Raw genomic sequence first — 14,334 nt, forward strand, 5'->3', positions numbered from 1 at the left:
AGTCTGCAAGCCAAGCCGCCCATCAGCCGCCTCGGCCTGCCGATGGACGACCTGTTGAAATTCCACAGCTAACCCACCCTACAAAGCACCCCCCACTACAAGCGGGCCCTCAGGATGAGGGCAGATTGACGTGGCAGCGCTGCCAGTCTGTTTGGGAGCTCCCCGTCACTTCACCAGGGTTTCGCCGCGCCGCGCTCGCTTCGCTGCCCTGCCGCGATTGATGAATTGAACGCCGACGAATTCGCCATTGATCCAGGCAAGCTCGCAGTGTCGGTAGGCGAGGCCGATGGGGGACAGCACCAGGAAGAATTCCCTCTGGCCGATATCCGTCACCGCGCCGTCGATCACCAGCTTCGCCCCCATTTCGGAGACGTCGTGGATCTTGCAGGCGCGCTGCCATGTGCCGTCGATCGCCATGACGCGCGCATCGAGCGGCCGTTCGAACGCGATGCGCCTGTCCTTGCGTAACTCTCCCTCGCTCATCGAGCACCCCCGCTGATGATCTCCAAGCGGCGGTGCAGGCTAGGGCAAGAAGCTTGATCTTCGGTGAACAAGGCGGCGGCGGAGGCTTAAGATCACGGTGAGAGTTGCGCGGGATTGTTGCGCGGCGTCGCACTGATCCAGGTCGAGGCGAGCCCTGAACGGCGCCTCATGAACCCCCGGCGGGCCAGGGCGACCAAGTCACATGCTGAAGGGCTTGCAATTGCGGTGACGACGTCAGGCAAAGCGAAGCGGGGACAGTGTTGGCGTCTCCCGCAAGCGAAGCAAGCATGAACCGGGATGGCGCTTGAGGCGACGAATGCCTGGAAACGAGGGCATTTCGCCGTGACATGGTTCAAACGATACGTCGTCAGTTGCCTGATCGCGGTGGTCTTTTTTGCCGGCTACGATGCCTATCGGCGGCCTGGCGAGGACGCGCATTTGGCGACGATCCTGGTCGTGTCTGCAGGCTGGCCGGTGTTCGCTGCCCTGGTCGTGGGCGGCTCGATCGGCGACACGGTGCACGGCATCAAGTCTGGCAGGGCTGGATGAGCCGCCATGCTTGACGCCTTGTTCGGCTTCGTCTTCGAGATGGTCCTCAACCTGGTTGGAGCCGCCATCGCCAAATTGTTCGGCGCGGACGACGTGGCAGATGCCGGGAGCATGATCATCGGCATCGGCATTCTCGCGATCGGCTTCGCCATCGCGATATGGGGGCACTGAAGGGCGATCGTCCCGAGGACGATCGCTCGTTGTGTCGGCGCTCGCCGCCTATGCCGCGATCCGTTGCTCTGGCGGCGTCGTCAAATATTTCAGTGCTTCGGCATGCTCGAGGTCAGGCACCGCGATCGCCGTGTGGCTGTAGATCGCGTGCGTGCGCGACTTTGCGATGTTGTCCAGGATATCTTTGCCCTTGATGACGTGAAGGCCCATGCCGTCTCCGGACGGGAAGATCGCCAGCACCACGTCGTAGGCCCTGATGACCGACCTCAGCGCTTCGGCCTTGTCTTCAGCGACATCGACAAATACGCGGACATCGGCCGCGAGTTCACGCAGCTCATCAAAATTCAGCACTTTTCGGGTACTCCAACGCAACAAGACTGCATGAAAGAGTGGATGCGTTAGGTTACCAGAGTCTGAACAACATCCATCAAGATCAAAGTTTCCCGGTGAGATGAGGCCTGGTGTGGAAAACTCCCGCGACGGTCAACGCGCGGACCTCCCTCACGCGGGTTCAAGCGCGCCGAAGCATCGGACGTACGCCGTCCTCAGCACTGTTGCCGTGGCGACGTCATCGCCACGGCCAGACGGAAACAGGACGGAACCCGAGCCGAACTGCTGCTTGCGTTTTCGCCCCTGATGGGCTCTAAGCCCGGCTGCTTCGTGGCCTTCAGGCACGAACAGACGCGGCGCGCATGGTTTTACCGTTTCCGGGACAAAGCTACAGCGCAGCTCGCGCGCACCCCATTCAGAGGAATTCCAGACATGGCGAAGATGACCAAGACTCAATTGATCGACGCGATTGCCGAGGGCACGCAGCTTGCGAAGAACGACGTAAAATCGGTCATCGAGTACATGGCGACGGTCGGCTACAAGGAGCTCAACGAGTCCGGCGAGTTCGTTATTCCCGGTTTCGTGAAGATGTCGGTCGTCAACAAGCCGGCGACCGAGGCCCGCATGGGCATCAATCCCTTCACCAAGGAGCCGATGCAGTTTGCTGCCAAGCCGGCGAGCAAATCGGTCAAGGCCTCGCCGCTGAAGGTGGCCAAGGACGCCGTCTGATCCGGCTGTCGCGCGTCATCCGCGCCTCCGGGCGCGGCGTGAGAATCTTCTAAAGCGCGATGAGAGTGGGTTGAATCACCATCGCGCTTTAGCTTTTGGTTTGAGCATGATCTTTTCGGAAAACCGCTTCACACTTTTCCGGATCATGCTCTAAGACCGATGTCGTCAAGTTCTGCGTGGAATTCTCCAAGGCCATCCCTGCACAACGAAAAAACCCCGCGCTTGCGCACGGGGCTCTCTCGCTGACGGCGTTGGGATTTCAGCGCCTGGCCGCCAGCCGCTCTCTAACTTAAGGTTGAAAATCCAAAAAGCAACAGCGCCGCGTGACGGAATATGTTCGTCCATCGCGGCGCTGCCAATCTGACTGGGCGCTGAAATCCCCAGCTTCCATAGGTCTTGGGCGCGCCGAAAAGGTTCAACGTGACACGCAGGAAATTCGCGTGCGGGCTGGACTTTATGTTCTCATTTTGTTCTAGTGAGTCATCAGCTCAAGGAGAGATGATTCATGACCGTTGAGAAGCAGCGCGAAGTGATCCGGCTCTGGAACCAGCTCAGGAAGGTCGAGGGCCCGGCCGCAGAGGAAATCCGCATCCAGATCCTGGAATGCTTTGCGGAGAAGCCGAGCGCCCGGCGCGCGGCGGCTTGAAGGCCTCCGCTCGAGGCGATGACGATCCCCTATGACGGCGCGTCGCTTCATCGCTCGTTAGGAAATGCTTGCCCCCGAATGACTCGCCTCCGATTCGTTCTTCAAGAACGAAATGGAGTCGGATGCAGAACGGGTCGTGTGTGAGGAGGCATCGGCGCCGTGGCCTGTGCCAAACCAGTCGATCGACTCCTTTGAAAGGCCGACCGGCTGGTACGTACGGCGGGTCACGTGCGGCAGGCTAATTAGCGTTTGCTGCGGCAGGTCTCGTCCTCGGCGGAGTCGTGCGAGCACCCAGCGCCGCTTGTTGCGAGCGCCACGAAGCCGGCATAGCCGGAGAGGTTGAGCAAGACTTCGAGCCAGACGGGCATGATGAGCTCCTCTTGCGGGAAGACGATTTCAACCCGCGCGCGAGGCGCCTGTTCCCTTGCGAAGAAACGCCGCTCAAAGCGGCGAGGTGGGATCGAGCCGCCGACCGAGCGTCGCAACCGCCTCCGGGGACGGCGATGATTTGAGGAACTCGGCGATGGCGCGGGCGAGCTCGCCGTCGCTCATTGGCGTCGGGGGCGGGCGAAGCGCGCCTGTGCCGAAGTTCCGGACGATCTCGTCGTAATGCTGCGTGTCGTTTGCGGGAACGAGCCTGCGGATGCGGGCGAGCAAAGCGGATATCGGCAATCTTGTCTCCTCGGCCTCCCGCCCCGTTGGCAGCCATTGATGTCTGCTGCCAGTTTGTCCGCGAAACTGAAAACCCCGCCAGCACCGCGGAGATGCTGACGGGGTCGTCATGCTCTTGCCCCAACCTGATGGCGGAGGCCTTCGCATGTATCGCGTCAATCCATCGCAGTTCAAAACGTTCCGTCCGCCGGGAGATTATTTTCTGGCCGCTGCGGTTCCATCCGGGGCGAACCAATGCGTCGGGGCTGCGTTGTCCGACCAGATGCGAAGGAGGAGATCATGAAAAAGACACTCGCCGTCCTTGCCACCGTCGCCGCCGTCGGCGTGACCGCGGCTGCGGCACCTGCACAGGCGCACGACTACGGCCCGGGCCTTGCGTTCGGTCTCGCCGCCGGCGCGATCACCGCGGGCGCCGTCGCAGCGTCCCATCCGTACGGCTATTACGGACCGAGATACGGCTATTATGGCGGCCCGGTCTATTATGAAGGCTACGGCCCGGGCCCGTATGCTTATTATGGCGGACCGTACTACCGGCACCACCGCTACTACTACCGTCACTGGTAATGGCCCAAGGAATCGAAAAGCCCGGAGCGATGCTCCGGGCTTTTTTCGTTCGCGGGGCACCGCGCGATGCGCTCACGGCCAAAGCGAGGGTCGTTCCACCTTGCGTGCGTTCTCCAGCGTCGAGACGAAATACTCTTCGCGCTCGCGCTTGAATTTCTCCTGCGTGGCTCGGAAGGCGGCGACACGGGCGGCGATCTCTTCGCGTTCGCGGATCTTGCGTTGTTCGGCTTCGGTCATGTCAAATCCCCACTCCACTTGAGTCTATGTGCGCGTCTGAACTCAAGTACTGCCGCCGCAATCACGTTGAGTCGCGTCAATACATGCATTGGCGCTTCTGATTGGGGCGTCAATGGGGAGGAGGCATTGCAGGATTGTGATAAGCGAGGGTCGGGAAGGAATTGCCGCCTGATGACAGTGCATGCGCGGCGGGGGATAAGAGCGTCAACAATCCTGCCGCTTGCAAATGGTGCAGCAGGCGCGACTTTGAATCGGGAGGTGGCGCATGATTGCAAAGGACCTTCAGAGCGGCGTCGAGCAACTCGGCGACATGATCGCGCGTGCCAGGATCATCGTGCCGTTTACCGGTGCCGGCATCTCGACCGAATGCGGCATCCCGGACTTCCGCTCACCGGGCGGCATTTGGACCCGCCACCGCCCGATCCAGTTCGAAGAGTTCGTCGCGAGCCAGTCGGCACGCGATGAATCCTGGCGCCGCCGTTTCGCGATGGATGAGGTGTTCGCCGCGGCAAAGCCCGGCCGCGGTCATCGTGCGCTGGCGGCACTGCATCGCGCCGGCAAGGTTCCGGCGGTGATCACCCAGAACATCGACAATCTGCACCAGGCCTCCGGCTTCGCTCCCGATTGCGTGATTGAACTTCATGGCAATACCACTTACGCGCGCTGCATCGGATGCGGGCAGGTCTATCAGCTCGACTGGGTGAAGCGCCGCTTCGACCAGGACGGCGCGGCGCCTGACTGTACCGCATGCGACGAGCCGGTGAAAACCGCAACGATCTCATTTGGTCAGGCGATGCCCGAGGATGAAATGCAGCGCGCGACCGAGCTGTCGCAGTCTTGCGACCTCTTCATCGCCATCGGTTCCTCGCTCGTGGTGTGGCCGGCGGCCGGCTTTCCGATGATGGCGAAGAATTCGGGTGCACGTTTGGTGATCATCAATCGCGAGCCGACCGAGCAGGACGACATCGCCGACCTCGTCATCCACCACGACATCGGCGAGACGCTCGGCCCCTTTGTCGGCAATTGAGGCGTTAGTTTGATTCGCGGCCGTGCAAGCTGTTCATAGGTTCCAGCGAATCTCTTTTTTATCTATGCGTCTCAACCGGGAGTGTTATCTTTTGAGTCGAAAGATTCGCGTCGCGTCGAAATGAGAAGATTCTCTTAAGACGCGTGATTCGAGCACCGCCAATGTGGCGGGTTGCATGACAGTTTGCGGGGTCCGGGGTTATGGGGTCGTCGGACGGATTTGAGTCCAAGAAGCTGGGAGTTCCCGCGTCGGGCGAGCACGGCGCCGGTCGCGACAACGCGCTCAGTCCCTTCACGGGGCTAGGTGAGGGCAGCGCCAACCTCGTCGAGGTCCATGGCGTCGTCAAATGGTTCGACGCCTCAAAGGGCTACGGCTTCATCGTCCCCGACAATGGTTGGCCCGACGTCCTCCTGCACGTTACCGTGCTTAGACGCGACGGCTTCCAGACCGCTTACGAGGGTGCCCGCATCGTCGTCGAGTGCGTCCAGCGCGCCAAGGGCTACCAGGCTTTCCGCGTCGTCTCGATGGACGAGTCGACCGCGATCCATCCCGCACAGATGCTGCCGCCGCGCACCCACGTCACGGTCACCGCGACCAGCGGCCTCGAGCGGGCCCAGGTCAAATGGTTCAACCGGCTGCGCGGCTTCGGCTTCCTGACCTGCGGCGAGGGCACGCCCGACATTTTCGTGCACATGGAGACGCTGCGCCGCTTCGGCATGACCGAGCTGCGCCCGGGTCAGTATGTGCTGGTCCGCTTCGGGCCCGGCTCCAAGGGCATGATGGCCGCCGAGATCCACCCCGAAACCGGCTCGCCAGGCCTCCAGTCGCACTAGCGGCTTCAAATTTTCGTATTCGTCAGCAGAAGCGCGCAGGGACCTTGCGCGCTTCTGGCTTTTGCGGCGGTGGCCGCGTAAGGATGTCGCAGTCCCGCAACCGCCGGGCTGTCATAATCGTCCCCGCGTTTCCTGCCGAGTTTTCTGCCGAGTATCCCGTCATGAGCTTTGATCGAAAGGCCGCCCGGTCCGTTGCCCGGGGCTTTCTTGCCGCCGCTCTCGTCATTGTCGGCTTCGCCCTCGCCCCCCTTCGCGCCGCCAGTTTTCAGCCGCTCGAGATCGTCACCAAGAACGGCGTGCAGGTGTTCTCGGTGGAGATGGCGACCACGGAGGAGGAGAAGCAGACCGGGCTGATGTACCGCAAGGAATTGGCCGACGGCAAAGGCATGCTGTTCGACTTCAATCCCGAGCAGGAAGTGTCGATGTGGATGAAGAACACCTATGTCTCGCTCGACATGATCTTCATTCGCGCCGATGGCCGCATCCTGCGCATCGCCGAAAACACCGAGCCGCTCTCAACCAAGATCATCTCATCCAAGGGGCCCGCCCGGGCCGTCCTCGAGGTCGTGGCGGGAACAGCCCAGAAATACGGCATCCGCCCCGGCGACCGCGTCGGGCACCCCCTGTTCGGCAGCAAATAGGTCGGGCAGGGCTGTTGCCGCCCGGCGGATGGATTTTCGGGGCAGCGCCGGCGGCTTTTGAATGCCTGCCGGCGGCTTGGATGCCTGCCGGCGGCTTGGATGCCTGCCGGCGGCTTGGATGCCTGCCGGCGGCTTGGATGCTTGCCGGCGGCTTGGAAAGCTTGATGGCCCTCCAGGAAGCGTGTATCGACGGGGCTCGCCGGACATTCGGGGTATAGCGCAGCCTGGTAGCGCGGCAGTTTTGGGTACTGCAGGTCGTTGGTTCGAATCCAGCTGCCCCGACCAGTCCCGGGCTTAGGCCCCCTCCATTTTCCCTGGAGAATGAGAAGCGTATCCGCCGCATTGGCTTGGTCAGGCCGGCGGAACTGTCGCCGCGACACGTTGGTCGCGCCACAACCTCCGCGTCAGCTTCGCGTGCTTTACCTCTGCGCATGCAATGGGGACGACCGGATATGTTTAGAACTCTCTGTGCTACGGCGCTTCTCGCCTTCTCCGCGACGACGGCAATGGCGGCCGACTATGCGAGGCCGGCACCTCCGATGGTTCCGCCCACCTTCAACTGGACCGGCTGCTATCTCGGAGCTCATCTCGGCGGCGGCGCGAGCGACGATCGCACGATCAACAACGCCGGTGGGACGGTCGATTTCGGCGCAGGCGGCTTTATCGGTGGTGGACAGGGGGGCTGCGATCATCAATTTGCATCCAACTGGGTCGTCGGCGCCGAAGGGCGGGCCGCATGGTCGAGCCTGTCGAGCCAGCACGCGAGCCATGTGGTCTTTCCAGCGCTCGGCAATCTTGCCGTGCCCTCGCAGTTCGGCTTCAAGAACGATTTTCTCGCCTCGATCACCGCGCGTTTCGGCTACGCCTATGGCTCAGGCTGGCTGTTCTACGGGCGAGGCGGCGTCGCCTGGACTCATGAGAAGATCGATGACGGGTATATCAATCCGACCACCGGTTTTGCGGTCGATCCAAGCGCGTCCGTCATGCGGACGGGCTGGACGTTGGGGGCCGGCGTGGAATGGGCGTTTGCACCGTGCTGGTCGGCCAATGTCGAATACAACTACCACGACTTCGGCACCAAGAGCCCGATCCAACTGATCAGTCCGACCGAAGGAGTCACCGTGGCCCATCTCAAGGACACGATCCATGCTGCGACGATCGGCGTGAACTATCACTACTAAGCTGCATCGTTGCCTGGGCGCCGCCAAGCGAAGATACTCCGCTTGCGCGGCGCTGCGCTTTTCAAGGCTTAGCCCGAGGCGCACCAGCCCGCCGGAAACGGGACCAGCGGCCAGACCGGATGATTGTCGTTGGCAGCCTTCGGCGATCGATCCGGCGGCTGTATGGCGACCGGTGTCGGGAGCGGCCAAATCATAGCCAGACGCAAATATCCACATTGCAAATTCATGATCGTCGACCTGCGCAAGTCAGTCGCTTGAAAAATTCAGCCTGAAATCAGCCCCGGCGCGCTCTTCGGAAACGGCGCATTCATTCTCAAATCGCGCTTGCATCTTAAGAAAGATAGGCAGGCGTTTCAACCGGCAACGCGGCTGTCCGTCGACGGGTAAGGTTGATCGGTTAGGTTAAGCAGGGAGCGTCGTTGCGGCCATTTTGACTGATGGTATCAACCGCTTTCGGCACGCGACGACCCGGCAGTGGCTCACACGAGATCACATTCGTCGCGGCGTTTCGCGCGAGTTGTCCGTCATGGCTTTCGATCTCACGAAAACATCCCGCCAACGGCCTGATTGGACCGAGATCTGGCATCTCTGGACCGTCATCGTGCCGCGCCGCTCAATCAATGGGCAGCTCGTCTACGGCAAGGTCTGGCGCCGTCACGACGGCCGCGACTGGATCTACAAGAAATTCACCGAGTACGACGGCGAGGCGGCGGCCTGAGACGGAGGCGCCTTGCCTAAAGCGCGATGTGATTGGGTTGAATCGTCATCGCGCTTTAGGCTCTTTGTTTGAGCATGATCTTTTCGGAAAAACGCTTCACACTTTGCGCTAACGCGGCCCTTCGGGTCCGGATCATGCTCTAGCCGGCGTGCCTTTCACCCGCGGCGGCGCCGGGGGGCTGCACGCGCGGCAGCGGCAATTTGAAGTGACGCTTGGCGTAAGCGACGATCTCGTTGTCGGTGGGATGATCGGCCGCTTCCACCGCGACGATCCGCTTGGCGAGATCGGGCGCATGGGCGCGAATGTGGCTGGCGAGCTCGGTCTTCGCGTTCGCCGGACCGATGATGAGGATTTCTCCGGCGTCGGCGAGAGCTTTGGTCACCTCGGCGAGGAAGGTTGCGTCGGGCGCGGCGTGGCCGCTGCCGATTTCGTTGGCCTTGTGATGAAGATGCCGTGTTGCCAGCTGCGGATGCAGCGTGACTTCGTCGGAGCCGCTCAGGCCAAGATGGAAGATCCGGGCCTGCGAATGATCGATCCAAACCACGGCGTGAAAATGAGAGGGCATGTGCTTGTGCCTTGTCCGAGGGGAGGCCGCCGACATCGGTGCGGCGGCGCGTGTCCTCGTGACCCTAGGCCGATCGGCGTTGCTCCCGGTTGACCCAGGTCAAGCCGATCCCTGACAAGCCGGGCACGGCAACGCATGTCGAACGCAAGCGCGCGTTCGACGCCTTAGGCGGCCTTTGCCGCCGGGGGAGCTGCGGGCTGCTTTGCCGGCGGCGGCTTCAGCGGCTTGTCCTGGCGCTTCGACCAGGAGATGTAATAGGCGACCGTCGTCATGATCGCGATGCCGGCGATGGAGACGAACAGCTGCGCAAACAGCGAGCCCGAGCTCATCGACAGCTCGAAACGGCCGACGAAGGACAGGAACACGCCGACGCAGAACACAGCGAGCGATTGCTGGCCGCAGACGATCACGGGATCGAAGACCTTCCACTCCAGCCCCGGCCAGTCCTTCGGCACGAAGCGGATCACCAGGATCACGATCACGACGAAATGGATGAAGCGATAGGGCGCAAGGTTGGTCTTGTCGTTGGGATTGAAGGCCGAGAACAGCCATTCCGGGAACATGCCGCCGAGCGCCGGGAAACGACCGGCCATGGTCATGACCAGCGCGAAGGCGAGATAGGCCAGGCAGACCCACAACGTGATCTGCGAATTGATCAGCCAGCCCGAGCGACGTGCGCCGCCCATCGCGCACCAGGCGCCGAACACGAACAGCACCTGCCAGCAATAGGGGTTGAAGTACCACTGGCCGGCCGGATAGGCGGTCAAATTCCAGCCGAAGTGCCGCGCCGAGAGCCACAGTACGATGGACGCCACCATCGTCAGATCGGGCTTGCGCAGCATGAACCACAGCACCGGCGGAAACAGGCCCATCAGCACGATGTACAGAGGCAGCACGTCGAGATTGAGCGGCTTGAAGCGCAGGAAAAGGCCCTGGCGCAAGGTCTCGGTGGCGTTGTCGACGAGGCCGGCGACGTTGAACTCGTTGATCATCTCTGAATCGCCAAAGCGCAGCGCCAGATAGCTGATCGAGGCGATGTAGATCACGAACAGGATGATGTGGGCGACATAAAGCTGCCAGACCCGCTTGGTCAGGCGGGTGGCGCCGACGATGAAGCCGCGCTCCAGCATCATCCGCGCATAGACGAACGAGGCCGTATAGCCGGAGATGAAGACGAACAGGTCGGCGGCGTCGGAGAAGCCGTAGTTGCGCGTCGTGATCCAGTTCACGACGTTGTCGGGGATATGGTCGAGGAAGATCGCCCAGTTGGCGATGCCGCGAAACAGGTCGAGCCTGAGGTCACGGCCCTTGTCGGGGAGCGTGGCATTGATGTTCAGGAAGGCCATGCGACGAAAGCTCTCGAAGGGGGCAGATACCCTGAAGGCGGCGAGGTTGGGCCGCCGGGCGGGATTCCCGGGCGGAGGGCGGGTACGCAATTGTCACAGTGCAGCATAATGACTATACCCGTCGGTGAGAGACCCGGGAGGGCCGGAATCACCGATCAGTTCCCGAAGGTGTCTCTATACTATGCCCGCGGTTTGCACCAATCGCTACCGTGACGCACGAAAATCGAACGAAAGACGAAGAGGCCGGACCGCCAATGACCGCACGCATTTTCAAGCCCGCCAAGAACGCGATGCAATCCGGCCGGTCCAAGACCAAGGAATGGCAACTCGATTACGAGCCGGAGCAGCCGCGCGCGGTGGAGCCGCTGATGGGCTGGACCTCATCGGGCGACATGAAGCAACAGATCACGCTGCGCTTCCACACCAAGGACGAGGCGGTCGCCTATTGCGAGCGCAAGGGCATCGCCTACCAGGTGATCGAGCCCAAGGAATCCCTGCATCGCCAGGTCGCCTATGCCGACAATTTCTCCTTCCGCCGCGGCGAGCCCTGGACGCACTGATCCGCGACAAACTCTAACGGGACGTCATGCCCGGGCTTGTCCCGCCTGCGCGGCCAAAGCCGCTTCGGCGTGGCGACGGCCCGGGCATCCACGTCTTTCGGGCCGCGTGAAAGAACGTGGATGGCCGGGACAAGCCCGGCCATGACGCCAGGAGACACCAGCTCTCCAAGCCCTTGGCACGGCCTGCACCCCGTGCTTCGCTAACTCGCATGACGGGACCATGACGAGGTTAAGGGATGGCCGGGCGTGTCCAGCTCGACAGCGTCGATCTGAAGATACTCTCTGAATTGCAGCAGGACGGGCGCGTCCGCAACAACGAGCTGGCGCTGCGCATCGGCGTATCGGCCCCGAACTGCCTGCGGCGGCTCAAATCACTGTTCAGCCGCGGCGTGATCCGCGCCGTGCGCGCCGTCATCGACGAGCGACTGCTCGGCTATGAAGTGGTGTCGTTCGTCTCGATCCAGCTCGGCAGCCAGGCTCAGCCGGTGCTGGAGGCCTTCGAGGGCTCGATAGCAGCGATCCCGCGCATCCAGCAATGCTGGCGCATTTCGGGCGACACCGACTATCTGCTCAAATGCGTGGCGCCGAGCGTCGAGAGCATGCGCCAGCAGCTGTTGCATTTCGCCGCCATGCCCAACGTGAAGAACGTGCGCAGCTTTCCAGTGCTGGGTGTGGCAAAGGACGTGCCGCTGCCCGTAAAGGAAATCGCGGTCGCGCCGGCAGGCTAGGGTATGGGAGACGACGCGACTGCGCGCTTCAGCGATAGCGGTCGCGAAACTCGCGCGGGCTGGCGCCGGTCCAGGAGCGGAAAGCCCGCGAAAAGCTCTTTTCGTTGCGGAAGCCGGCGATCTCGGCGATCCGCTTGATCGGATTGCGGCCGCGCATCAGCTCCTGCTTGGCGAGCTCGAGCTTTGCTTCTTCCTTGAGGTCGCGCAGCGAGGTGGCTTCTTCACGTAGCCGCCGATGCATGGTGCGGGTGGAGAGCGCGAGCTCGCTCGCGACGTCCTCCGCGCCGAGAATGCGTCCGCGCGCCTCGCGCAGCACGCGGCGGACGCGCTCGACCAGCAAGCGGTCGCGGCGATAGGGCAGCACGGTCAGGCGCAGCGCTCCCTTGAGCATGCTGTCGAGATCGGCGGGGCTGCGGGTCAGGGGCAGTGAGAGATAGTGCTTGTCGAAGATGATGCGGGCGGTCTCCGCATCGAAGCGGATGTGCTTGCAGAAGATGGTCGGATAGACCGAGACGTGGGCGGGCTCCGTATAAGGGAATTCCGCCGCACGCAGCGCGATTGCGGAATCCACCGCCCAGCAGGAGAAGCCGAGCACGTAGCGGAGCAGGGTGACGAGGCAGAATTCGCGGCAGTCGGCGAGATCGCGCTGCTCGCGAAGGGAGATGGTCGCGGTCTCGCCGCTGACCTCGAGCTCGAACAGCACGTCCTCGGTCAGCAGGCGATGATGCCGGCACCAGCGCTTCAGCGCGACCTCGAGATTGGGCGCGGTGATCGAGGCACGGCACAGCATGCCGTAGCTGCCCCAGGGCAGGCGGCGCGAGAACCAGCCGAGCGCCTCGTCGTCGAGCTCGCGCATGGCGTGGCCGGCCAGCGCCTCGAACTGGACGGCCGTGATCCGCCCGTCGGCCGATCCGACCAGGTCAGGCTGGACCTGTCCCTTGGCGAGCGCCTCGGTCGGATCCCGCCCATAGCGGGCATAGGCCGCGGCCACGCCGCGGACGAAGGCGGCGGGGGTCATGGCGCGGCGGGGCGTCGCGGTTACGGCCTGGAAGGGCATCGGAAAATCCTCGCCAAACTTGGCGGAAAATGCAACCTTTTCGACCGCCGGAGCGCCCGGGCGGGGGTAGGTTCGGACCCGACAAGAAACTTGCAGGATCCTTGGAGGAATCGCCTTGAACATCCCGAGCATCGACTTCGATCTGGGCGACGACATCAGCATGCTGCGCGACACCCTGCGCGCCTTCGTCGAGGCGGAGATCGCCCCGCGCGCTGCCGAGATCGAGAAGGCCAATCTGTTCCCTGCCGACCTGTGGAAGCGCCTTGGCGACCTCGGCGTGCTCGGCATGACCGCGCCGGAGCAGTATGGCGGCTCCAACATGGGCTATCTCGCCCATATCGTCGCCATGGAGGAGATTTCGCGCGGCTCCGCGGCCGTAGGCCTGTCCTACGGCGCCCACTCCAACCTCTGTGTCAACCAGATCCGCCGCAACGGCAATGACGCGCAGCGCCAGCGCTATCTGCCGAAGCTGATCTCAGGCGACTATGTCGGGGCGCTCGCGATGTCCGAGCCCGGCGCCGGCTCCGACGTCGTCTCGATGAAGCTGCGCGCCGACAAGCGCGGCGATCGCTATGTGCTGAACGGCTCGAAGATGTGGATCACCAATGGCGGCGATGCCGACGTGCTGGTGGTCTACGCCAAGACCGATCCGGAAGCCGGCCCGCGCGGCATGACCGCATTCCTGATCGAGAAGGGTTTCAAGGGCTTCACCCATGGCCAGCACCTCGACAAGCTCGGCATGCGCGGCTCCAACACCTATCCGCTGTTCTTCGACGAATGCGAGGTGCCGGAGGAGAACGTGCTCGGCAAGGTCGGCGAGGGCGTCAAGGTGCTGATGTCCGGCCTCGACTATGAGCGCGCGGTGCTGTCGGGCGGCCCGCTCGGCATCATGGCGGCCTGCATGGACGCGGTGGTGCCTTACATGCACGAGCGAAAGCAGTTCGGCCAGCCGATCGGCGATTTCCAGCTGATGCAGGGCAAGCTCGCCGACATGTATGCGACCTGGCAGGCCACGCGCGCCTATGTCTACGCTGTGGGAAAGGCCTGCGATCGCGCCGACCACGTGCGCACGCTGCGCAAGGACGCGGCAGCCGCGATCCTGTATTCCGCGGAGAAGGCGACGTGGATGGCGGGCGAGGCGATCCAGGCGCTCGGCGGCGTCGGCTATACGTCCGAGTTTCCGGTCGGCCGGCTCTGGCGCGACGCCAAGCTCTACGAGATCGGCGCGGGCACGTCCGAAGTGCGCCGCATGCTGATCGGCCGCGAGCTGATGTCGGAAACCGCTTAAACCCTCAAC

21 protein-coding genes and 1 tRNA gene are annotated in these 14,334 nt (G+C 62.9%); 14 read left to right on the top strand and 8 right to left on the bottom strand.

All coding sequences use genetic code 11. The features are described 5' to 3' along the window. Window positions 1-165: 165 nt before the first annotated feature. Window positions 166-483, bottom strand: coding sequence for a PilZ domain-containing protein (locus XH80_RS11690; protein ID WP_271598729.1), 318 nt, complete (start codon window positions 481-483; stop codon window positions 166-168). A gap of 297 nt (window positions 484-780) precedes the next feature. Here XH80_RS11690 and XH80_RS11695 point away from each other — a divergent pair, with 297 nt between their 5' ends. Both XH80_RS11695 and XH80_RS11700 read left to right on the top strand, forming a co-directional pair. Further along, complete coding sequence (locus XH80_RS11695; protein WP_271598730.1) at window positions 781-1,032, top strand: hypothetical protein; 252 nt, start codon at window positions 781-783, stop codon at window positions 1,030-1,032. Window positions 1,033-1,038: 6 nt separating this feature from the next. Continuing rightward, window positions 1,039-1,203 carry a hypothetical protein gene (locus XH80_RS11700; RefSeq protein WP_271598731.1) on the top strand — a complete coding sequence of 55 codons (165 nt, stop codon included), beginning with the start codon at window positions 1,039-1,041 and terminating at the stop codon, window positions 1,201-1,203. A gap of 48 nt (window positions 1,204-1,251) precedes the next feature. Here XH80_RS11700 and XH80_RS11705 read toward each other — a convergent pair whose 3' ends face one another. Continuing rightward, the gene (locus XH80_RS11705; protein WP_057754726.1) at window positions 1,252-1,554 is read right to left on the bottom strand and encodes a hypothetical protein; all 303 of its coding nucleotides are present in this window, start codon (window positions 1,552-1,554) and stop codon (window positions 1,252-1,254) included. A 411-nt stretch (window positions 1,555-1,965) separates the two neighbouring features. Between XH80_RS11705 and XH80_RS11710 the strand changes: the two genes are divergently transcribed. Together XH80_RS11710 and XH80_RS11715 are read left to right on the top strand one after the other, a co-directional pair. Beyond that, window positions 1,966-2,262 (top strand): HU family DNA-binding protein, encoded by a 297-nt coding sequence (locus XH80_RS11710; RefSeq protein ID WP_057754729.1) that lies wholly within the window; start codon window positions 1,966-1,968, stop codon window positions 2,260-2,262. A 505-nt stretch (window positions 2,263-2,767) separates the two neighbouring features. Further along, window positions 2,768-2,908: a hypothetical protein gene (locus tag XH80_RS11715; protein ID WP_167354004.1), complete on the top strand. Its 141-nt coding sequence runs from the start codon at window positions 2,768-2,770 to the stop codon at window positions 2,906-2,908. Between the two features lie 242 nt (window positions 2,909-3,150). Here XH80_RS11715 and XH80_RS11720 read toward each other — a convergent pair whose 3' ends face one another. After that, on the bottom strand, window positions 3,151-3,276 hold the full coding sequence (locus XH80_RS11720; protein ID WP_271598732.1) for a hypothetical protein: 126 nt from the start codon (window positions 3,274-3,276) through the stop codon (window positions 3,151-3,153). Window positions 3,277-3,349: 73 nt separating this feature from the next. After that, window positions 3,350-3,580, bottom strand: a complete 231-nt coding sequence (locus XH80_RS11725) for a hypothetical protein (protein ID WP_057754732.1) — start codon at window positions 3,578-3,580, stop codon at window positions 3,350-3,352. A 279-nt stretch (window positions 3,581-3,859) separates the two neighbouring features. On the opposite strand from XH80_RS11725, the gene XH80_RS11730 reads away from it, so the two are divergent. Further along, the gene (locus XH80_RS11730) at window positions 3,860-4,144 is read left to right on the top strand and encodes a hypothetical protein (RefSeq protein WP_271598733.1); all 285 of its coding nucleotides are present in this window, start codon (window positions 3,860-3,862) and stop codon (window positions 4,142-4,144) included. Window positions 4,145-4,216: 72 nt separating this feature from the next. Here the strand turns inward: XH80_RS11730 and XH80_RS11735 are convergent, their stop codons facing one another. Then, window positions 4,217-4,381 (bottom strand): hypothetical protein, encoded by a 165-nt coding sequence (locus tag XH80_RS11735; RefSeq protein ID WP_167354005.1) that lies wholly within the window; start codon window positions 4,379-4,381, stop codon window positions 4,217-4,219. A 265-nt stretch (window positions 4,382-4,646) separates the two neighbouring features. Here XH80_RS11735 and XH80_RS11740 point away from each other — a divergent pair, with 265 nt between their 5' ends. The 6 genes from XH80_RS11740 (at window position 4,647) to XH80_RS11765 (ending at window position 8,781) form a co-directional block, all read left to right on the top strand. Next, window positions 4,647-5,408, top strand: a complete 762-nt coding sequence (locus XH80_RS11740) for a Sir2 family NAD-dependent protein deacetylase (RefSeq protein WP_271598734.1) — start codon at window positions 4,647-4,649, stop codon at window positions 5,406-5,408. A 200-nt stretch (window positions 5,409-5,608) separates the two neighbouring features. Further along, a complete protein-coding gene (locus XH80_RS11745) occupies window positions 5,609-6,241 on the top strand; it encodes a cold-shock protein (RefSeq protein WP_271598735.1) in 633 nt (210 codons plus the stop codon). 161 nt (window positions 6,242-6,402) lie between these two features. Then, the gene (locus XH80_RS11750) at window positions 6,403-6,882 is read left to right on the top strand and encodes a DUF192 domain-containing protein (protein WP_271598736.1); all 480 of its coding nucleotides are present in this window, start codon (window positions 6,403-6,405) and stop codon (window positions 6,880-6,882) included. Between the two features lie 208 nt (window positions 6,883-7,090). Further along, window positions 7,091-7,167, top strand: a tRNA-Pro gene (locus XH80_RS11755). Between the two features lie 167 nt (window positions 7,168-7,334). After that, entirely contained in the window at window positions 7,335-8,063 is a 729-nt protein-coding gene (locus XH80_RS11760) for an outer membrane protein (protein ID WP_271598737.1), read from the top strand. 526 nt (window positions 8,064-8,589) lie between these two features. Beyond that, window positions 8,590-8,781 carry a hypothetical protein gene (locus XH80_RS11765; protein WP_271598738.1) on the top strand — a complete coding sequence of 64 codons (192 nt, stop codon included), beginning with the start codon at window positions 8,590-8,592 and terminating at the stop codon, window positions 8,779-8,781. Between the two features lie 139 nt (window positions 8,782-8,920). On the opposite strand, the gene XH80_RS11770 is transcribed toward XH80_RS11765, so the two are convergent. Beyond that, a complete protein-coding gene (locus XH80_RS11770; protein ID WP_057754806.1) occupies window positions 8,921-9,346 on the bottom strand; it encodes a hypothetical protein in 426 nt (141 codons plus the stop codon). A 164-nt stretch (window positions 9,347-9,510) separates the two neighbouring features. After that, the gene (locus tag XH80_RS11775; RefSeq protein ID WP_271598739.1) at window positions 9,511-10,692 is read right to left on the bottom strand and encodes an OpgC domain-containing protein; all 1,182 of its coding nucleotides are present in this window, start codon (window positions 10,690-10,692) and stop codon (window positions 9,511-9,513) included. Window positions 10,693-10,946: 254 nt separating this feature from the next. On the opposite strand from XH80_RS11775, the gene XH80_RS11780 reads away from it, so the two are divergent. Beyond that, entirely contained in the window at window positions 10,947-11,252 is a 306-nt protein-coding gene (locus XH80_RS11780; RefSeq protein ID WP_057754809.1) for an ETC complex I subunit, read from the top strand. A gap of 236 nt (window positions 11,253-11,488) precedes the next feature. Next, window positions 11,489-11,980, top strand: coding sequence for an Lrp/AsnC family transcriptional regulator (locus XH80_RS11785; protein ID WP_057754812.1), 492 nt, complete (start codon window positions 11,489-11,491; stop codon window positions 11,978-11,980). A 28-nt stretch (window positions 11,981-12,008) separates the two neighbouring features. Here XH80_RS11785 and XH80_RS11790 read toward each other — a convergent pair whose 3' ends face one another. Next, a complete protein-coding gene (locus XH80_RS11790; protein ID WP_271598740.1) occupies window positions 12,009-13,037 on the bottom strand; it encodes an AraC family transcriptional regulator in 1,029 nt (342 codons plus the stop codon). Window positions 13,038-13,197: 160 nt separating this feature from the next. Here XH80_RS11790 and XH80_RS11795 point away from each other — a divergent pair, with 160 nt between their 5' ends. Continuing rightward, window positions 13,198-14,325, top strand: coding sequence for an isovaleryl-CoA dehydrogenase (locus XH80_RS11795; protein WP_271598830.1), 1,128 nt, complete (start codon window positions 13,198-13,200; stop codon window positions 14,323-14,325). The last annotated feature ends 9 nt before the right edge of the window (window positions 14,326-14,334 follow it).

The sequence above is a fragment of the Bradyrhizobium sp. CCBAU 45384 genome (assembly GCF_028128665.1).
In the GTDB taxonomy this organism is placed as follows: Bacteria; Pseudomonadota; Alphaproteobacteria; order Rhizobiales; family Xanthobacteraceae; genus Bradyrhizobium; species Bradyrhizobium manausense.